Genomic DNA, 20,266 nt, shown 5'->3' with positions numbered 1-20,266 from the left:
TCCTACAAGGAGCGGGTGGCGTTTGTAGTCCCCTTTTTGAACTAACCAGGAGGTCTCTATGTTCGATAAAAACAATAAGCTGCGACATAGCATTTCATTGGCCGCCGTCTTTGCGCTCAGCGGCCTGAGTGCTGCGGCCTGGGCCGATGCATACGAAGATGCCGCGAAAAAGTGGATCGGCAGTGAGTTCAAACCGTCCACCCTCACCGAAGCCCAGCAGTTGGAAGAGCTGAAGTGGTTTATCAAGGCCGCCGAGCCGTTTCGTGGGATGAATATCAATGTGGTGTCGGAAACCCTCACCACTCACGAATACGAATCCAAGGTGCTGGCCAAGGCCTTCAGTGAAATCACCGGGATCAAGCTGACCCACGACTTGCTGCAGGAAGGCGATGTGGTGGAGAAACTGCAAACCCAGATGCAGTCCGACAAGAATATCTATGACGGCTGGGTCAATGACTCGGACTTGATCGGCACGCACTTTCGCTATGGCAAGACTGAAGCCATCACCGACCTGATGGCCAATGAAGGCAAAAACTTCACGTCGCCGACCCTGGACCTCAAGGACTTTATTGGTATCTCTTTCACCACTGCGCCGGACGGCAAGATCTACCAGTTGCCCGACCAACAGTTCGCCAACCTGTACTGGTTCCGTGCCGACTGGTTCGAGCGGCCGGACCTGAAAGCCAAGTTCAAGGAAAAGTACGGCTATGAATTAGGCGTGCCGGTGAACTGGTCGGCCTATGAAGACATCGCCAAGTTCTTCAGCGAAGACGTCAAGGAAATCGACGGCAAACGCGTCTATGGACACATGGACTACGGCAAGAAAGATCCTTCCCTGGGCTGGCGCTTTACCGATGCCTGGTTCTCCATGGCCGGTGGTGGCGACAAAGGCTTGCCCAACGGCTTACCGGTGGACGAGTGGGGGATTCGTGTCGAGGATTGCCATCCAGTGGGTTCCAGCGTCACCCGTGGCGGCGACACCAACGGCCCGGCGGCAGTGTTTGCTACGCAAAAATACGTGGATTGGATGAAAGCCTATGCACCACCGGAAGCGGCGGGCATGACCTTCTCCGAGTCCGGGCCGGTGCCGTCACAGGGCAATATTGCCCAGCAGATATTCTGGTACACCGCGTTTACCGCCGACATGACCAAGCCAGGCCTGCCGGTGGTGAACGCCGACGGCACGCCAAAATGGCGCATGGCTCCCTCGCCACGCGGACCGTACTGGGAGGAGGGCATGAAGCTCGGTTATCAGGACGTGGGCGCCTGGACCTTCCTCAAGTCCACGCCAGAAAAACAAAAACTCGCGGCCTGGCTCTACGCGCAGTTTGTGACCTCGAAAACCGTGTCGCTGAAAAAAACCATCGTTGGTCTGACGCCGATTCGTGAGTCTGACATCAACTCCCAGGCCATGACTGATATGGCGCCGAAACTCGGTGGCCTGGTGGAGTTCTACCGTAGCCCAGCGCGGGTGCAGTGGACGCCGACCGGCACCAACGTGCCGGATTACCCACGCCTGGCGCAACTGTGGTGGAGCAACATCGCGGCTGCCGCCAGCGGCGAGAAAACCCCGCAACAGGCCCTCGATAATCTGGCCAAGGAGCAGGACGCGATCATGACGCGGCTGGAGCGCGCCAAGGTGCAACCGGTGTGCGGGCCGAAGATGAATGCCGAGCGGGATGCGCAATACTGGTTCGACCAGCCCGGCGCGCCGAAGCCGAAACTGGCGAATGAGAAGCCCAAGGGTGAAACCGTGAATTATGCCGACCTGCTCAAGTCTTGGGAGGCGGCGCGTAAGTAAACGTAACCCTGGATAAAGCAACGGCACCGAAAGGTGCCGTTTCTGTTTGGGTATCGCGCAGTCCCCAGAAGCGCAAAACGGCACCCGAAGGTGCCGTTCTGTTTACTGCTTGCCGCTAAGCGATCAACCCGCCATCACCGCATGCTGCACCAGGGTGAGCAACGGTTGTGGGTACACGCCCAGGAAGAACGCCAGCAGGGCGATTGCCAGCAGCATCACGCCGCCGGCTTTCTGTTCCCAGTGCAACTCGGCGTCTACACGACGCAGGTTTGGCTCGATCAGGTACAGGGTGACCATCACGCGCAGGTAGTAGAACACGCCAATGGCGCTACCCAGCACCAGGGAGGCAACCAACCACCACTCGTGGGCTTCAACACCGGTAGCGACGATGTAGAACTTGCCGATGAAGCCAGCGGTCAGCGGGATACCGGCCAGCGACAGCATCATCACGGTCAGTACGGCGGTCAGGTACGGGCGACGCCAGAACAGGCCGCGATACTCGTACAAGGCGTCAGCGTCACGGCCTTTATAAGGCGAGGACATCAGCGTGATCACACCGAAGGCGCCGAGGCTGGTGATCACGTAGGTGACCAGGTACACGCCAATCGCTTCCACTGCCAGGCCTTTGCTCGCCACCAGGGCGATCAGCAGGTAACCGAAGTGGGCGATGGACGAGTAACCCAGAAGACGCTTGAGGTTGTTCTGGGTCAGGGCCAGCAGGTTACCGAACAGGATCGACGCGATGGCGATGATGGTCAGTACGTTGCTCAGCACGCCGGTGTTGGCCGCAGGGGAAATCTGGAACAGGCGCACCATTACCGCAAACACCGCCACTTTCGAGGCCGTGGCCAGGAACGCAGCGACAGGCGCCGGGGCGCCTTCGTACACGTCTGGGGTCCACAAGTGGAACGGCACCAGCGACAGCTTGAACGCCAGGCCGATCAGCATCATCCCCAGGCCCAGTTGGGCGATTGGCGCAGGCATGCTGGTGGACGCCAGGGCGTGACCGATACCGCTGAAGCTCAGGCTGCCGGCTTCGGCATAGAGCAGGGCCATGCCGAACAACAGGAACGCGGAACCGGCAGCCGACAGCACCATGTACTTGATGCCGGCCTCCAGGGAACGCTTGTTGAAGAAGGCGTATGCCACCAGGCCGTAGGTCGGGACCGACAGCAGTTCCAAGCCGATGAACAAGCCGGCCAGGTGCTGCGCGCTGACCAACACGATACCGCCGGCTGCAGCCAGCAGGATCAGCAGGTACAGCTCTTCCTTGTTGCCTGGGTAGCCGGTACCGCCTTCGCCGAGGTAGGCGTGGGCGAGGGTGACGCAGGCCAGGGTGGCAACCAGGATCAACGCGATGTACAGCAGCGCGAAGTCATCGACCATCATCAACGGAGTGACCGCCAGTGGTGCAACCTTGAGTGCCGGGATGATCGACAGCAAGGCCAGGTTCAGGCCGGCGGTGGACAGCAGGAACGTTTGCGAGTGATTGCGGCGCCAGGCGATCGCCAGCATCACCACCACGATGGTGAGGCTGGTGATCAGCAGCGGCGCAAGCGCGATAAAGTGTTGGATCGTGAATTCCATAGCGCTCTTACCGGGCCGAAGCGAGTTGAGAGAAGGCGGTGCTGAACCACTGCTGCACGCCATGCATCGTCGCGGCAGAAGTATCCAGGAACGGTTGCGGGTACACGCCGATGTAGATCAGCAATACCGCAAGGCCGAGCACCATGATCAGTTCGCGAGCATCCATCCCTTGCAGGACGGTGTCGGACTTGGCCGGGCCGAAATAGGCACGGTGGATCATGATCAGCGAGTAAACCGAACCGAACACCAGGCCGGAGGTGGCAATGGCGCTGATCCACGGTGTCTGCACGAACGCACCCATCAGGATCAGGAACTCGCCGATGAAGTTACCGGTACCCGGCAAGCCCAGGGACGCAGCGGCGAAGAACAGGCTGATGGCCGGCAGGTAGGCGATACGCGACCACACACCACCCATTTCACGCATGTCACGGGTATGCAGGCGCTCGTACAACTGACCACTGAGGATAAACAGCGCGGCTGCCGAAACACCGTGGGCCAGCATCTGGATCACGGCACCTTGCAAGGCCAACTGGCTGCCGGAGTAGATGCCGATCAGTACGAAGCCCATGTGGGAAACGGACGAGAAGGCAATCAGACGCTTGATGTCGGTTTGCGCGAAGGCCAGGAACGCACCGTAGAAGATCCCGATAAGACCCAGGGTCATGGCGATCGGCGCAAACTCGGCCGAGGCGTTCGGGAACAGCGGCAGGGCGAAACGAAGCAGGCCGTAAGCAGCGGTCTTCAACAGGATACCCGCCAGGTCCACGGAACCTGCGGTCGGCGCCTGGGCATGAGCGTCAGGCAACCAGGAGTGGAACGGCACCACCGGCAGCTTCACCGCAAACGCGATGAAGAAGCCCAACATCAGGATGTACTCGGTGGTGAGCGACATCTGGGTTTTCAACAGGTCGGCGTAGTTGAAGGTAATCACGCCGGTGTTGTTGAAGTTGACCAGTACCAGACCCAGGATCGCCACCAGCATGATCAGGCCGGAAGCCTGGGTGAAGATGAAGAACTTGGTCGCCGCGTAGATCCGGGTTTTCTTGCCATCCGAAGAACTGTGACCCCAGAGCGCGATGAGGAAGTACATCGGCACCAGCATCATTTCCCAGAAGAAGAAGAACATGAACAGGTCGAGGGCGAGGAATACGCCGACCACGCCGCCCAGGATCCACATCAGGTTCAGGTGGAAGAAGCCCACATGACGCTGAATCTCTTTCCAGGAGCAGAGTACCGAGAGGATACCCAGCAGACCGGTCAGCAGGATCATCAGCAGCGACAGGCCATCGAGGGCCAGGTGCACGTTGATGCCGAAGCGCTCGATCCAGACGTGTTTGAACTCGATGGCCCAGGTCGGATCGGCGCCAGGCGCCGGAGCAAGTGAATAGTCGCCGTGGGCCCACAGCCAGAGGCCGAGTGCGAGTTCCAGGGACATGGTCAGCAACGCAATCCAGCGGGGCAGGGTAGCGCCGAAGCGCTCGCCCATCCAGCAGAGCAGGCCGCCGATAAAAGGGATCAGGATTAGCCAGGGCAGAATCATGACGGGCTCGTTTCCTTTCGCAAGTTCGCAAAGTTCATATCAGACCGCTACCACAACGATGGCGCCGATCACCAACACGGCACCGGCGGCCATGGAGGCTGCATACCAACGTAATTGTCCAGTCTCGCTGCGGCTCAGGGCGGTGTGGCCGGCCTTGGCGGCGCGCGGGATCAAACCGATGGTCTGGTCAAACGGGTCTTTGCGCAGTACATGGCTGATGGCAAGGTAAGGCTTGACGAACAGTTTGTCGTAGATCCAGTCGAAGCCCCAGGCAGCGAACCACCAGGCCGAGAGGAAGCGGCCAATGCCACTGTTGGCAACGGCAGTGACGAAGCGACGCTTGCCAAGGAACAGTAGGGCCGCCAGCAGGATACCTGCCAGGGCGATGGCCCCCGAGGCGATTTCCAGGCTGTGTTTGTCGGCACCGCCGGCATGGCCGACGCTTTGTGGCAGTACACCGCCCAGTGGCGGAGTGATCATGGCGCCGACGAAGGTCGACAGAATGATCAGCACCGACAGTGGCAGCCAGTGAGAGATGCCGTGGCCTGCATGCGCTTCGGTCTTGGCTTCACCGTGGAAGGTGATGAAGATCAGGCGGAAGGTGTACAGCGAGGTCATGAACGCACCCACCAGACCGGCGTACAGCAGACCCTGGTTACCGCTGGCAAAGGCTTCCCAGAGGATTTCGTCTTTCGAATAGAAACCTGCGGTCACCAGTGGCAGGGCCGACAAGGCTGCGCCGCCGACGATGAAGCTGGTGTAGGCCAGCGGCAGTTTCTTCCACAGGCCGCCCATCTTGAAGATGTTCTGCTCGTGGTGGCAGGCAACGATCACCGCACCGGAAGCAAGGAACAGCAAGGCCTTGAAGAAGGCGTGGGTCATCAGGTGGAAGATCGCCCCGTCCCAGGCGCCGACGCCCAGGGCCAGGAACATGTAGCCGATCTGGCTCATGGTCGAGTAGGCGAGGATACGCTTGATGTCGGTCTGTACCAGCGCGGCAAAACCGGCCAGTACCAGGGTCACGCCACCCACCAGGCCAACGAGATGCAGGACTTCCGGCGCCAGGGTGAACAGGCCGTGGGTACGGGCGATCAGGTAGACACCGGCGGTTACCATCGTTGCGGCGTGGATCAGTGCCGACACCGGGGTAGGGCCGGCCATTGCGTCCGCCAGCCAGGTTTGCAGTGGCAGTTGCGCCGACTTACCGACAGCACCACCCAGCAGCATCAGGGTCGCCAGGGTGATCCAGAAGTCGCCGACCTGGAATTTCTGCGGTGCCAGCACCAGCAGCTCCTGGATATTCAGCGTGCCTACCTGTTGGAACAGGATGAACAGGCCGATGGCCATGAACACGTCGCCGATCCGGGTCACGATGAAGGCCTTGAGTGCCGCGTTACCGTTGTTGCGGTTGCTGTAGTAGAAACCGATCAACAGGTACGAGCACAGACCCACGCCTTCCCAGCCGAAGTACAGGAACAACAGGTTATCGCCCAGCACCAGGAACAGCATGCTGGCGATAAACAGGTTGGTGTACGCGAAGAAGCGCGAGTAACCGGCCTCACCGCGCATGTACCAGGATGCGAACAGGTGAATCAGGAAGCCTACACCCACCACCACGCCGAGCATGGTGATCGACAGGCCGTCGACATAGAGGGCGAAGTCGGGCTTGAAGCCCTCCACCGACATCCACTGCCACAGCACCAGGGTGTAATGACCGCCTTCCGGAGGCGCGACGTTGAATTGCCAGATGACGTAGGCGGCGACAATCGCCGACAGGCCAATGGAGCCCACACCGATCAGCGCCGAGAGGTTCTCCGACCAGCGTCCACGGGAGAACGACAGCAGCAGGAAACCGAGCAGGGGAAATACGAAAGTCAGAAAGATCATGTTCATCCGCGCATCTCACTGGCAGCGTCGATATCAAGCGTGTGGAAGCGACGATACAGTTGCAGCAGGATCGCCAGGCCAATGCTGGCTTCGGCGGCTGCCAGGCTGATCACCAGGATGAACATGACTTGTCCATCCGGTTGTCCCCAACGCGCACCTGCCACGATGAACGCCAGTGCCGCGGCGTTCATCATGATTTCCAGGCTCATCAACACGAACAAAATGTTACGGCGAACCATCAGGCCGACCAGGCCAAGGCAGAACAGGATGCCGGCGACCGCCAGACCATGCTCCAAAGGGATAGCAGGCATCGTCATTGCTCCTTGGCTTCGTTGCGGCCCAAGTGGAAGGCCGTGATGACTGCCGCGAGCAGCAGCATCGAAGCCAGTTCGACCACCAGCAGGTACGGACCGAACAGGCTGATGCCCACGGCCTTGGCGTCTACGGTGGTGTGGCCGATGGCCTGGCCGCTCTGGTGAGCGAACAGCACATACAGCAGTTCAGCCAGCAGCAGGGCTGCCAGGATCACCGGGCCGAGCCAGATGCCGGGTTTGAGCCAGACGCGTTCCTGGGCGACCGAAGCCGGCCCCAGGTTGAGCATCATCACCACAAACACGAACAGCACCATGATGGCGCCAGCGTAGGCGATCACTTCCAGCACGCCGGCGAACGGTGCGCCGAGTGCGAAAAAGGTCATGGCCACGGCGATCAGCGAAATGATCAGGTAGAGCAGGGCGTGCACGGGGTTGGTGTTGGTGATCACGCGAAGCGTGGACACTACTGCAATACCCGATGCGAAATAGAAAGCGAATTCCATCTTTCTTCCTTAAGGCAGCAAGCTCTTCACGTTGATCGGTTCGGCTTCGTTTTGTGCGGCGCCTTTTGGCTTACCGGCAACGGCCATACCTGCAACACGATAGAAGTTGTAATCAGGGTTTTTACCGGGACCGGAAATCAAAAGATCTTCTTTCTCGTACACCAGGTCCTGACGTTTGAACTCGGCCATCTCGAAATCCGGTGTCAGCTGGATCGCGGTGGTCGGGCAGGCTTCCTCGCAGAGGCCACAAAAAATGCAGCGCGAGAAGTTGATGCGGAAAAAGTCCGGGTACCAACGACCGTCTTCGGTTTCTGCTTTCTGCAGCGAAATGCAGCCCACCGGGCACGCCACGGCGCACAGGTTACAGGCTACGCAACGCTCTTCGCCGTCGGGGTCGCGGGTCAGCACGATACGGCCGCGATAGCGCGGCGGCAGGTACACCGCTTCTTCCGGGTATTGCAGGGTGTCGCGTTTGCGAAAGCCGTGACCGAACACCATCACCAGGCTTCGCAACTGGGTACCGGTACCCTTAACGATGTCGCCAATATATTTGAACATGGGTCAAATCCTCACTGAACCGCGCCCGCTGGCGTGTTCCACAACACAACGGCAGCAGTCACCAGCAAATTGATCAGGGTCAGCGGCAGGCAGAATCTCCAGCTGAAATCCATCACCTGGTCATACCGTGGGCGCGGGATGGAAGCGCGCAGCAGGATGAACAGCATGATGAAGAACGCGGTCTTCAAGAAGAACCAGAAGAAAGCCAGTTGCGGCAGGATGCCGAACGGTCCGTGCCAGCCGCCGAAGAACAGCGTGACCAGCAGGGCCGAGATCAAGATGATGCCGATGTACTCACCGACGAAGAACATGCCCCATTTCATGCCGGCGTATTCAATGTGGTAACCATCGGCCAGTTCCTGTTCCGCTTCCGGCTGGTCGAAGGGGTGACGGTGAGTCACGGCCACGCCAGCGATGAAGAAGGTACAGAAACCGAAGAACTGCGGAATGATGAACCACAGGTTCTGCGCCTGGTACTCGACGATGTCGCGCATGTTGAACGAGCCAACCTGTACCACGATGCCCATCAGCGCCAGGCCCATGAACACTTCGTAGGACACGGTTTGTGCGGAGGCCCGCAAGCTACCCAAGAGGGCGAACTTGTTGTTGCTGGCCCAACCGGCGAACAGCACCGCGTAGACCGACAGGCCGGCCATGGCGAAGAAGAACAGCAAGCCGATGTTCAGGTCCGCCACGCCCCAGGTCGGGGTGATCGGGATGACCGCGAAGGCAATCAGCAAGGCGCTCATGGCCACCACCGGTGCCAGGGTGAAGATCACCTTGTCGGCAAACGGCGGTGTCCAGTCTTCCTTGAAGAACATTTTCAGCATGTCGGCGGCGATCTGGAACATGCCGAACGGGCCAACGCGGTTCGGGCCGTAACGGTCCTGCCACCAGCCCAGCAGGCGACGTTCGACGAAGCTGAGCAGAGCGCCCGCGACGACCACGGCCAACAGGATCACGATGGCCTTGACCACCGCGATGATCACGTCGATCACTTCAGGGGTGAACCAGGTCATTGCGCTGCCTCCTGCAGACCGTCAACGGTTTGGCCAAAGATTGCCGGAGGAATGCCGGCGATGCCTTTTGGCAGTGCAACCAGGCCAGCGCCCAGCTCTTCGTTGATGCGCAGCGGCAGACGCAAGGTCTTGCCTGCTACGGTCAAACTGAGCAAGGCACCGTCGTTGACGCCCAGGCGATCGGCTTCGGACTTGGCCAGGGATACGTAGGCTTCTGGAATGCGCCCTTGTACCGGCGCGGCTTTAGAAGAGTTCTCTTCGCTGCCGAACAGGTGGAAGAACGGCACGACCTGCCAGGTACCCTGGGCCGGGTTGAACGGACGTGGGGCAGCGGCGAACCAGTTCAGCGAGTCACCAGCACTTTCGATCAGGCGGGTGCCCGGGTCGCCAGCGCGGATGTGACCACCGACTTCGTCCTGGAACTTGTTCCAGGCTTGCGGCGAGTTCCAGCCTGGAGACCAGGCGAAAGGTACTTGCTGACGCGGTTCGACCGAACCCGAATAACCTTCCATGGAGAAGGAAAACGCGGTGTCGTTGTCTTGCGGGGTACGCGGTTCGTGCACGCTGATGTCGGCGCGCATGGCGGTACGACCGGAGTAACGCAGCGGTTCACGGGCCAGTTTCATGCCCTTGATGCGGAACGCGGCGGACGGTGCGGCATCGACGATACGCGCCAGTTGCGGCGTGCTTGCGGCGACGGCTGCGGTGACGTGGTCGAGTTGGGGCCAGTCGATCGGTTGATTCAGCAGGGTGGCGCGCAGGGCATGCAGCCAGCGCCAGCCTTCGTGAACCAGGATGCTGGCGTCCATGTACTTAGGATCGAAGACCTGGAAGAAACGCTGGGCGCGGCCTTCCTGGCTGACCAGGGTACCGTCGCCTTCAGCAAAACTGGCGGCTGGCAGAACCAGGTCGGCGCGGTCGCTGGTTGTGGTCTTCTGATGGTCGGCAACGATCAGTACTTTGGCCGCGTTCAGCGCTGCGTCGACCTTGGCCGAATCAGTGCGGGTGTACAGATCGTTTTCCAGCACCACGATGGCATCGCTACTGCCGTCGATCACGGCTTGCAGCGCGGCGTCTACCGATTCACCACCCAGCATGGCCAGGCCGAGGCTGTTGGCTTCCGGCACGATCAGGCTGATGGAGCCGTTCTTGTCGCGCAGCTTCAGGGCCTTGGCGATGTTGGCGGCGGCTTCGATCAGCGCCTTGGAACCCAGGGAGGTACCGGCAATGATCAATGGACGTTTGGCTGCCAACAGGGCGTCGGCGATGCGCTTGGCCAGTTCCAGGGCTTCGGCGTCCAGGCCTTCGACGGCAGGGGCGCTGGCGTCGAGGGCGTGGGCCACGGCGAAACCGATGCGGGCCAGGTCGTCGGGCGCTGCGTGTACGCATTCTTCGGCGATGTCGTCGAGCTTGGTGTCAGCCAGGCTTGCGATAAATAGCGGGTTCAACGCGTTCTGGCCGATATTTTTCACCGCGGCGTCGAGCCATGGCTGGACGCGCATGGCGTCGGCCATGTCCTCGGCCTTGCCTTTTACCGACTGGCGCAGGGACAGCGCCACACGAGCAGCGGTTTGGGTCAGGTCTTCACCGAGGACGAAAATTGCGTCGTGGTCTTCGATGTCGCGCATGTTCGGAACGGGCAGTGGGCTGTCGTTCAGCACTTGCAGGACCAGGCGGATGCGCTCCAGCTCACCGGCTTCGATACCGCAGTAGAAGTGCTCGGCGCCCACCAGCTCGCGCAACGCGTAGTTGCTTTCGAGGCTGGCGCGGGGCGAACCGATACCGACGATGTTGCGACCGCGCAGCAGGTCGGCGGCTTTATCCAGCGCGTCGTCCAGGCTCAGCTTGGCGCCATCTGCCAGCAGCGGCTGGCGCGGGCGGTCTTCGCGGTTGACGTAGCCATAGCCGAAACGGCCACGGTCGCACAGGAAGTACTGGTTGACCGAGCCGTTGAAGCGGTTTTCGATCCGGCGCAGTTCGCCGTAACGCTCGCCCGGGGAGATGTTGCAACCGCTGGAGCAACCATGGCAGATGCTTGGCGAGAACTGCATGTCCCACTTACGGTTGTAGCGCTCGGAGTGAGTTTTGTCGGTGAACACACCGGTCGGGCAGACCTCGGTGAGGTTGCCGGAGAACTCGCTTTCGAGCACGCCGTCTTCAACGCGACCGAAGTACACGTTGTCGTGTGCGCCGAATACGCCCAGGTCGGTGCCGCCCGCGTAGTCTTTATAGAAACGCACGCAGCGATAGCAGGCGATGCAGCGGTTCATTTCATGGGAAATGAACGGGCCCAGGTCCTGATTCTGGTGAGTGCGTTTGGTAAAACGATAGCGGCGCTCGTTGTGGCCGGTCATCACCGTCATGTCTTGCAGGTGACAGTGACCGCCTTCCTCACAGACCGGGCAGTCGTGGGGGTGGTTGGTCATCAACCATTCAACGACGCTGGCGCGAAACACTTTCGCTTCTTCGTCTTCGATGGAGATCCAGCTGCCGTCGGTGGCGGGGGTCATGCAGGACATGACGATGCGACCACGGGTGTCGTTCTCGTCGGTGTACTGCTTGACCGCGCACTGGCGGCAAGCGCCAACGCTGCCAAGGGCGGGGTGCCAGCAGAAATATGGGATGTCGAGGCCTAGCGACAGACACGCCTGTAACAGGTTGTCTGCCCCATCGACTTCGAGCTCTTTGCCGTCTACGTGGATAGTGGCCATGGTTCAAAGTTCTTCGTTGGCCCGTTGTCAGCGGGCGTGGCTAATGGAATCTTGTTATTCATGTGAATCAACACAGCCGTTAAGGCGTCATCACATGAGAAAGCTGCGGGCACGGACCCTTGCTTTTTTAAACGTTACGCGCCGACTACGATCGGCTTTGCCAGAGGCGGGACGGCGGCGCTTTTGGGCGCGATGCCGGCTTCGAACTCCGAGCGGAAGTATTTGATGGCGCTGCCCAATGGCTCCACGGCGCCCGGTGCGTGAGCACAGAAGGTCTTGCCTGGGCCGAGGAAACCGACCAGACCCAGCAGGGTCTCGATATCACCGGGTTGGCCTTCACCTTTCTCGATGGCCATCAAGAGCTTGACGCTCCATGGCAAACCATCGCGGCAAGGGGTGCAGAAACCACAGGATTCGCGGGAGAAGAACTGCTCCATGTTGCGCAGCAAGGAAACCATGTTGACGCTGTCGTCCACCGCCATGGCCAGGCCGGTACCCATACGGGTGCCAACCTTGGCGATGCCGCCGGCATACATTTGTGCGTCCAGGTGCTCGGGCAACAGGAAACCGGTGCCGGCGCCGCCAGGCTGCCAGGCTTTCAAGGTATAGCCGTCGCGCATGCCGCCGGCGTAGTCCTCGAACAGCTCACGGCCTGTGACACCAAATGGCAGTTCCCACAAACCCGGGTTCTTGACCTTGCCGGAGAAGCCCATGAGCTTGGTGCCCATGTCTTCACTGCCTTCACGGGCCAACGATTTGTACCAGTCGACGCCGTCGGCAATGATTGCCGGTACGTTGCACAGGGTTTCAACGTTGTTCACGCAGGTCGGCTTGCCCCACACGCCAACGGCGGCAGGGAAGGGCGGCTTGGAACGCGGGTTGGCTCGGCGGCCTTCGAGGGAGTTGATCAGTGCGGTTTCTTCACCGCAGATATAACGCCCGGCGCCGGTGTGCACGAACAATTCGAAGTCGAAACCGGAACCTAAGATGTTCTTGCCCAACAGGCCTGCTGCCTTGGCTTCTTGCACGGCACGGTTCAGGTGCTTGGCGGCGGTGGTGTACTCGCCACGCAGGAAGATGTAGCCACGGTAGGTTTTCAGCGCGCGGGCGCTGATCAGCATGCCCTCGATCAGCAGATGGGGCAGTTGCTCCATCAGCATGCGGTCTTTCCAGGTGTTCGGCTCCATTTCATCCGCGTTGCACAGCAAGTAGCGGATGTTGATGGATTCGTCTTTGGGCATCAGGCCCCATTTCACACCAGTGGGGAAGCCTGCACCGCCGCGGCCTTTCAAGCCTGCGTCTTTCACGGTCTGGACAATATCGTCCTGGGCCATGTCGGCGAAGGCTTTGCGCGCGGCGGCATAACCGTTCTTGGCCTGGTACTCGTCAAGCCAAACGGCTTCGCCGTCGTCACGCAGGCGCCAGGTCAGCGGGTGAGTCTCGGCCGAACGCTTTATAAGGTTGGCCGGGCCGAAGGAAGTCAGGGTCATGGGTAGCCCTCGAGCAATTGGGTGACGCCAGCAGGCTGCACGTCACCGAATGTGTCGTCGTCGATCATCAACGCCGGCGCCTTGTCGCAGTTGCCCAGGCAGCACACCGGCAGCAGGGTGAAGCGCCCGTCCGCGGTGGTCTGGCCGAGGCCGATGCCCAGCTTGTTCTGGATCTCGCTGACCACGGACTCGTGGCCGCCGATGTAGCAGACCATGCTGTCGCACACGCGAATGATGTGGCGGCCAACCGGCTGGCGGAAGATCTGGCTGTAGAACGTCGCCACACCTTCAACGTCGCTGGCGGGGATGCCGAGCATCTCGCCGATGGCGTAGAGGGCGCCGTCCGGCACCCAGCCACGTTCCTTCTGGACGATCTTCAAGGCTTCGATCGACGCCGCGCGCGGGTCTTCGTAGTGATGCAGCTCGTGCTCGATGGCCGAGCGCTCGGTTTCACTCAAGGTGAAACGGTCTGTCTGGATAAGCGTGCTATTCATGCTTAGCGGTCCACGTCGGCCATAACGAAATCGATACTACCCAGGTACGCAATCAAGTCCGCGACCATCTCGCCTTTGATCACCGAAGGGATCTGCTGCAAGTGCGGGAAGCTTGGGGTGCGAATCCGGGTGCGGTAGCTCATGGTGCCGCCATCGCTCGTCAGGTAATAACTGTTGATACCCTTGGTCGCTTCAATCATCTGGAAGGATTCGTTGGCCGGCATCACCGGGCCCCACGAAACTTGCAGGAAGTGCGTGATCAGGGTTTCGATGTGCTGCAGCGTGCGCTCTTTGGGCGGCGGCGTGGTCAGCGGGTGATCCGCCTTGTAAGGGCCGGCCGGCATGTTGCGCATGCACTGCTCGATGATTTTCAGGCTCTGGCGCATTTCTTCGACGCGCACGATGCAACGGTCGTAGGCATCGCCATTGGCAGCCAGCGGGACTTCGAATTCGAAGTTCTCGTAGCCGGAGTACGGGCGCGCTTTACGCAGGTCGAAATCGCAACCGGTCGAACGCAGGCCAGCACCGGTGACGCCCCACTCCAGGGCCTCTTTGGTGTTGTAGGCGGCGACGCCGATGGTCCGGCCCTTGAGAATACTGTTGTCCAACGCGGCTTTTTGGTACTCGTCCAGACGCTTGGGCATCCAGTCGATGAATTCCTTGACCAGGCGCTCCCAGCCGTTCGGCAGGTCGTGGGCCACACCGCCGATGCGGTACCAGGCCGGGTGCAGGCGGAAACCGGTGATGGCTTCGATGACCTTGTAGGCCCGTTGACGGTCGGTGAAGGTGAAGAACACCGGGGTCATGGCGCCGACGTCCTGGATATAGGTACCCAGGAACAGCAAGTGGCTGGTGATCCGGAAGAACTCGGCCATCATGATGCGGATGGTGTCGACCTTGTCCGGAACCTTGATGCCCGCCAGCTTCTCGACCGAGAGCACGTAAGGCAGGTTGTTCATCACGCCGCCGAGGTAGTCGATACGGTCGGTGTACGGGATGAAACTGTGCCAGGACTGGCGCTCGGCCATTTTCTCGGCACCACGGTGGTGGTAGCCAACGTCCGGCACGCAGTCGACGATTTCTTCGCCGTCCAATTGCAGGATGATGCGGAAGGCACCGTGGGCCGAAGGGTGGTTCGGGCCCAGGTTGAGGAACATGTAGTCCTCGTTGGTGCTGGAGCGCTTCATGCCCCAGTCTTCTGGGCGGAAGCGCGCGGCTTCTTCTTCCAGCTGTTGCTTGGCCAGGGTCAGGCTGTATGGATCAAATTCAGTGGCACGGGCCGGGAAGTCCTTGCGCAGCGGGTGACCTTCCCAGGTCGGTGGCATCATGATGCGCGACAGGTGCGGGTGGCCCGGGAAGTCGATACCGAACATGTCCCAGACTTCACGCTCGTACCAGTTGGCGTTTGGCCAGATACCGGTCACGGTCGGTACGCTCAGGTCGCTTTCAGACAGGGCGACCTTGATCATCACGTCGCTGTTACGTTCGATCGACAGCAGGTGATAGAACACTGTGAAGTCGACACCGCTCGGCAAGCCCTGGCGCTTGGTACGCAGACGCTCATCCACGCCATGCAGGTCATAGAGCATGACATACGGCTTGGGCAGGTTGCGCAGGAAGGTCAGGACCTCGACAAGCTTGGCACGCGCCACCCACAGCACCGGCATACCGGTATGCGTGGCCTGGGCGGTGAAGGCGTCAGGGCCAAAACGGTTATTGAGTTCGACGACCACATCCTGGTCGTCTGCCTTGTAAGGCGGGATGCGTCGAGCACTGCCTGTAGTCATGGTTTTTTATCGCTTTCGGTCAACGTAAAGAATGAAGCCAGGTTTTCGTTCTATAAAAAGAAGCGGCACTGGATCAGACTTCGTCGGGGCTGCGCAGGTTGGTGACCTGAATACGCTGTTCGCGGCGCATCTCCTTTTGTGACGGCATCTCGGCGCGGTATACGCCTTGATCTCCGACAACCCAGGAAAGTGGGCGACGCTCCTTGCCAATCGATTCCTGCAGCAGCATCAAGCCTTGCAGGAATGCTTCAGGGCGGGGCGGGCAGCCAGGCACGTAGACGTCCACGGGCAGGAACTTGTCCACCCCCTGAACCACGGAGTAGATGTCGTACATGCCACCGGAGTTGGCGCACGAACCCATGGAGATAACCCACTTCGGCTCGAGCATTTGCTCGTAGAGGCGCTGAATGATCGGCGCCATCTTGATAAAGCAGGTACCGGCGATAACCATGAAGTCCGCCTGGCGCGGCGATGCCCGGATAACTTCGGCGCCAAAGCGCGCGATGTCGTGGGGCGCCGTGAAGGCGGTGGTCATTTCCACGTAGCAGCAGGACAGGCCGAAGTTGTACGGCCACAGGGAGTTCTTACGTCCCCAATTGACCGCGCCGTTCAGCACGTCTTCCAGCTTGCCCATGTAGATGTTTTTGTGGACTTGGTCTTCTAACGGATCGGAAACAGTTTCCCGTTCGCCGATGGGGTACTGCTCGTTAGGAGCATCCGGGTCGATCCTGGTGAGATTGTATTGCATCGCCAAAGCCTCATTGTTTCAGCTTCGCTTGCCGCTTGCGACGAGCTTCCGGCGCCCAGTCAAGGGCGCCCACTCGAAATAGGTAGACAAGGCCTGCCAACAGAATTGCTATGAAAACGAGAGCTTCGACGAATCCGGTCCAGCCGCTTTCGCGGACGGACACAGACCAGGCAAAGAGAAAGAGGGCTTCGATATCGAAGATCACGAAGAGCATCGCGACCAGATAGAATTTGGCTGAGAGCCGCAAGCGGGCGCCACCTGTAGGCAGCATGCCGGACTCGAACGGTTCGTTTTTGCTGCGACCCCAGGCTTTTGACCCCAGGAGGCTGGATACGCCGAGCATGAAGGCACAAAGGCCGATGACGCCTAGAAGGAAAATGGCAAAGCCCCAGTTGTGGGCCATGAGTCCTGTCGCTTCGGGCATGCTGGTAATCCTTAACAGAGAGCAAGGGTCTCTGAGCGTGATAAAGAAATAAAGCAGTGACGATATGTCGCAGCGCAATCAATCGGCGTGATTTTATGGGTAAACACCGGGCAAGTAAAATTCCTATAGCGAAATTATTCGACGGAATAAGGACATAGTGCACCTTCTTGGGGCTGTAGGCCTTGAGCCGTGGGCATTAGCAGGCTTTTCATCAAATATGTTTTGTTTAAGGTGTAACGAGATTTTGTTGCTCTAAATGATAATGAATGTTGTTTGCGTGGGTTTTAAGCAGGTGTTGGGCACATAGCGTGGGAAGTTGTTGTTACTTGCCCGTTTGGCACCAGTTGGTAAAGCGGATCTTTTAACCGATTTATCCGAAGCCAATACCGCCCTAGGTCAATCTTTTGCGCAAAATCCAAAGGTGGACGCAATCTCTGTAGGCGCGAGCTTGCTCGCGAAAAAATCGAGGCCGCCGCGTTTCTTCCGGTTTCCCGAATCTTCGTTAACCTACTTTGCGAGCAAGCTCGCTCCTACAGTTGGCTGGCGGTGTTCTCTCGGGCAAAAAAACGCCCCGAACCAGTCGGGGCGTCAGATCGTGCGGCACTGCGGTTAGCTCTTTAACGGATCCGCAATGGCCGTTTGCTCAGGTCACTCAGTGGAACTGTTCTTCTTCGGTCGAGCCGGTCAGCGCGGTCACCGAGGAAGAGCCACCCTGGATCACGGTGGTCATGTCGTCGAAGTACCCAGTACCCACTTCTTGCTGGTGCGCCACGAAGGTGTAACCCTTGGCGGCGTCAGCGAATTCCTGCTCTTGCAGCTTCACATAGGCAGTCATGTCGTTGCGGGCGTAGTCGTGTGCCAGGTTGAACATGCTGTGCCACATGTTGTGAATGCCGGCCAGGGTGATGAACTGGTGCTTGTAGCCCATGGCGGACAGTTCGCGCTGGAACTTGGCGATGGTTGCATCGTCCAGGTTCTTCTTCCAGTTGAAGGAAGGCGAGCAGTTGTACGACAGCAGTTGGTCCGGGTATTCCTTTTTGATTGCTTCGGCGAAGCGACGGGCTTCGTCCAGGTCCGGCTTGGCAGTTTCGCACCAGATCAGGTCGGCGTATGGCGCGTAGGCCAGGCCGCGAGCGATAGCCTGGTCGAGGCCGGCGCGTACTTTGTAGAAACCTTCCTGGGTTCGCTCGCCAGTCACGAACGGCTGGTCGTACGGATCGCAGTCCGAAGTCAGCAAGTCAGCCGCGTTGGCGTCGGTACGGGCCAGGATGATGGTGGGTGTGCCGGCAACGTCAGCCGCCAGGCGGGCCGCGGTCAGCTTCTGCACGGCTTCCTGGGTCGGAACCAGTACCTTGCCGCCCATGTGGCCGCATTTCTTCACTGACGCAAGCTGGTCTTCGAAGTGAACGCCAGCAGCACCTGCCTCGATCATGCTCTTCATCAACTCGTAGGCGTTCAGTACGCCGCCGAAACCGGCTTCAGCGTCGGCCACGATGGGTGCGAAGTAGTCGATGTAGCCTTCGTCACCTGGATTCTTGCCAGCTTTCCACTGGATCTGGTCGGCGCGACGGAATGAGTTGTTGATGCGCTTGACCACGGTCGGCACGGAGTCCACCGGGTACAGCGACTGGTCCGGGTACATGGATTCGGCCGAGTTGTTGTCTGCCGCCACTTGCCAGCCCGACAGGTATATCGCCTGGATACCGGCTTTGACTTGTTGCACAGCCTGGCCACCGGTCAGGGCGCCCATGCAGTTGACGAAATCTTTATCGGGACGGAAGGACGGCTTGGCACCCTGGGTGACCAGGTTCCACAGCTTCTCGGCGCCCAGTTTTGCAAAGGTGTGCTCAGGTTGAACCGAGCCACGCAGGCGGACGACGTCAGCAGCGGAGTAAGCGCGTGTCACGCCTTTCCAGCGTGGGTTTTCAGCCCAGTCTTTTTCAAGGGCTGCAATTTGCTGTTCGCGTGTCAGTGCCATGGGGAAAAACCTCGTCACGTCTTGGGTGGAAAATTCCGTTAGCCGCCGTGCATTCAGTGCATGGGCGTGGCGCTCGCTGACCAGAAGCTTAGGCGGTCAAGTCAGGTTTGACGGGGGAGGCGACGGGTGAACGATGGGCTCAAGGGGGAAGTGAGCAGGTAGAGGCGAACCGAGAACAGTCTTCGGGCGTCGTGGGCCTTCATACGATCCAACAGTGTGTTGCCAGGTTACCTAGTTACGCTTCCGTCCCTCGGGACAACTTCGTTCCAGTCGCAACCTCGTCAAACACGCCTTGTGGGCGGTACAGACACGAATCGGCTCAGGTGGGTAGCTTGGAGCGACGATCCGAAGGCCTTTGCCGGGGCCTCTGATTAGCGGGAGCGAGGCCATCATGCCCATGCTTTTTTGGATCGTCAAATGTTTTGTAGTGCTTTTTTTGAGGCACTACATCTTTAGTCTAATACGACTGATTAGTCAGTTTTTGGTGCTTCAGTTCAAGGTGTCTACTTTGACCCGCACGGTCAGGTCTTCCCGGCCTTGAGTAGAGTGGGTGCGGGTTGTAGGATTTTTTTCAGCTTGGGTCTGGCGATTGATGCCGGCGAGGGTGATCCATTCGCCCAGGCGTCCGCTGACGGTTGTGTCGGTGCTTTGAACGTTCACTACATCGGAACGTTCCTGGCTCATGCGGTCACGATGGGTACTGATGCTCAGGTGAACGGTTTCACCGGTGATGCTGGCAGTGACGTAGAAACCCTGGGTGACATTGTGGTATTGCGTCTGGTTTTGCGGGCGGCCATAGGTGTCTGGCTGGGTGGTGGTCAGCGGCACGCTCTGGCCCACCTGGATCAGCGCGGGTACGCCTTCGCTGGCCTGGATCTGCTGGATACCGCCGTCACGGCTCTCAGTGCTGTAGGTAATGACCTGAGTGTTGGCCTGTTGGTTGTTTTCATTGGTGTCGACGGTGATCAGCAGTCGCTTGGGCGGTGTGTCCAGTTGTGAGAGCAGGGCGCGCAGCCCCTGGATCTTGTCTGGTTCGGCATTGACGATCAGTTGATTACCGTAGGCGCTGACGCTGCCATCCTTGCCAATGAAATGCTGTGCCACGGGCAGCAGGTCTGCGCTGGTGCGGTTGCCCAGGGGGACGACTTCGGTGGCAGCCATCACCGAGAAGCTGGCGGCCAGGAGCAAGGTGGTGAGCAGGGGGCGTAGGGACATGTCCGTTATCTCTGCGATTCAAAGAGTGATTCTGCCAGTTTGTCGGCCTGGCAGGCCGCAAGTTGAATCGTAGACGGCAAAAGGCCCTGGCATCGGTGGATGGCAGGGCCTTTTGTAGGAGCGAGCTTGCTCGCGATGGACGTTAACGATAACGCTGGAAGCCTGGCACTCAGCGGGACCCCTCAGGCTTTCGCGAGCAAGCTCGCTCCT

The 20,266-nt window shown here is 59.7% G+C and carries 16 protein-coding genes; 1 reads left to right on the top strand and 15 read right to left on the bottom strand.

The window, feature by feature from the left end:
• The first annotated feature begins 58 nt into the window (after positions 1-58).
• Entirely contained in the window at positions 59-1,801 is a 1,743-nt protein-coding gene (locus GIR22_RS15685; RefSeq protein WP_154744213.1) for an ABC transporter substrate-binding protein, read from the top strand.
• Positions 1,802-1,924: 123 nt separating this feature from the next.
• Here GIR22_RS15685 and nuoN read toward each other — a convergent pair whose 3' ends face one another.
• From nuoN to GIR22_RS15610, 15 genes are all read right to left on the bottom strand, one after another.
• Positions 1,925-3,388 carry an NADH-quinone oxidoreductase subunit NuoN gene (gene nuoN, locus GIR22_RS15680; protein ID WP_154744212.1) on the bottom strand — a complete coding sequence of 488 codons (1,464 nt, stop codon included), beginning with the start codon at positions 3,386-3,388 and terminating at the stop codon, positions 1,925-1,927.
• 7 nt (positions 3,389-3,395) lie between these two features.
• Positions 3,396-4,928, bottom strand: a complete 1,533-nt coding sequence (gene nuoM / locus GIR22_RS15675) for an NADH-quinone oxidoreductase subunit M (RefSeq protein WP_154744211.1) — start codon at positions 4,926-4,928, stop codon at positions 3,396-3,398.
• 39 nt (positions 4,929-4,967) lie between these two features.
• Positions 4,968-6,821, bottom strand: coding sequence for an NADH-quinone oxidoreductase subunit L (nuoL, locus tag GIR22_RS15670; RefSeq protein ID WP_154744210.1), 1,854 nt, complete (start codon positions 6,819-6,821; stop codon positions 4,968-4,970).
• Positions 6,818-7,126, bottom strand: coding sequence for an NADH-quinone oxidoreductase subunit NuoK (gene nuoK, locus GIR22_RS15665; RefSeq protein WP_003174727.1), 309 nt, complete (start codon positions 7,124-7,126; stop codon positions 6,818-6,820). The genes nuoL and nuoK overlap by 4 nt, the downstream gene beginning before the upstream one ends.
• 2 nt (positions 7,127-7,128) lie before the next feature.
• Positions 7,129-7,632, bottom strand: a complete 504-nt coding sequence (gene nuoJ / locus GIR22_RS15660) for an NADH-quinone oxidoreductase subunit J (protein ID WP_154744209.1) — start codon at positions 7,630-7,632, stop codon at positions 7,129-7,131.
• A 9-nt stretch (positions 7,633-7,641) separates the two neighbouring features.
• Entirely contained in the window at positions 7,642-8,190 is a 549-nt protein-coding gene (nuoI, locus tag GIR22_RS15655) for an NADH-quinone oxidoreductase subunit NuoI (protein ID WP_003174725.1), read from the bottom strand.
• Between the two features lie 11 nt (positions 8,191-8,201).
• On the bottom strand, positions 8,202-9,209 hold the full coding sequence (gene nuoH, locus GIR22_RS15650; RefSeq protein ID WP_154744208.1) for an NADH-quinone oxidoreductase subunit NuoH: 1,008 nt from the start codon (positions 9,207-9,209) through the stop codon (positions 8,202-8,204).
• A complete protein-coding gene (nuoG, locus tag GIR22_RS15645; protein ID WP_154744207.1) occupies positions 9,206-11,920 on the bottom strand; it encodes an NADH-quinone oxidoreductase subunit NuoG in 2,715 nt (904 codons plus the stop codon). Before nuoG ends, nuoH begins: the two co-directional genes overlap by 4 nt.
• A 134-nt stretch (positions 11,921-12,054) precedes the next feature.
• Positions 12,055-13,410 carry an NADH-quinone oxidoreductase subunit NuoF gene (gene nuoF / locus GIR22_RS15640; protein WP_154744206.1) on the bottom strand — a complete coding sequence of 452 codons (1,356 nt, stop codon included), beginning with the start codon at positions 13,408-13,410 and terminating at the stop codon, positions 12,055-12,057.
• A complete protein-coding gene (nuoE, locus tag GIR22_RS15635) occupies positions 13,407-13,904 on the bottom strand; it encodes an NADH-quinone oxidoreductase subunit NuoE (RefSeq protein ID WP_154744205.1) in 498 nt (165 codons plus the stop codon). Before nuoE ends, nuoF begins: the two co-directional genes overlap by 4 nt.
• A 2-nt stretch (positions 13,905-13,906) precedes the next feature.
• A complete protein-coding gene (gene nuoC / locus GIR22_RS15630; RefSeq protein ID WP_154744204.1) occupies positions 13,907-15,691 on the bottom strand; it encodes an NADH-quinone oxidoreductase subunit C/D in 1,785 nt (594 codons plus the stop codon).
• 73 nt (positions 15,692-15,764) lie between these two features.
• Positions 15,765-16,439 carry a NuoB/complex I 20 kDa subunit family protein gene (locus GIR22_RS15625; protein WP_154744203.1) on the bottom strand — a complete coding sequence of 225 codons (675 nt, stop codon included), beginning with the start codon at positions 16,437-16,439 and terminating at the stop codon, positions 15,765-15,767.
• A gap of 10 nt (positions 16,440-16,449) precedes the next feature.
• Entirely contained in the window at positions 16,450-16,863 is a 414-nt protein-coding gene (locus GIR22_RS15620; protein ID WP_077045930.1) for an NADH-quinone oxidoreductase subunit A, read from the bottom strand.
• 652 nt (positions 16,864-17,515) lie between these two features.
• Entirely contained in the window at positions 17,516-18,841 is a 1,326-nt protein-coding gene (gene aceA / locus GIR22_RS15615) for an isocitrate lyase (RefSeq protein ID WP_154744202.1), read from the bottom strand.
• A 489-nt stretch (positions 18,842-19,330) separates the two neighbouring features.
• Entirely contained in the window at positions 19,331-20,056 is a 726-nt protein-coding gene (locus GIR22_RS15610; RefSeq protein WP_154744201.1) for a secretin N-terminal domain-containing protein, read from the bottom strand.
• Positions 20,057-20,266 lie beyond the last annotated feature (210 nt).

Source organism: Pseudomonas karstica, from assembly GCF_009707515.1.
Taxonomy (GTDB): domain Bacteria; phylum Pseudomonadota; class Gammaproteobacteria; order Pseudomonadales; family Pseudomonadaceae; genus Aquipseudomonas; species Aquipseudomonas karstica.
This window is presented reverse-complemented; position numbering and strand designations above follow the sequence as displayed.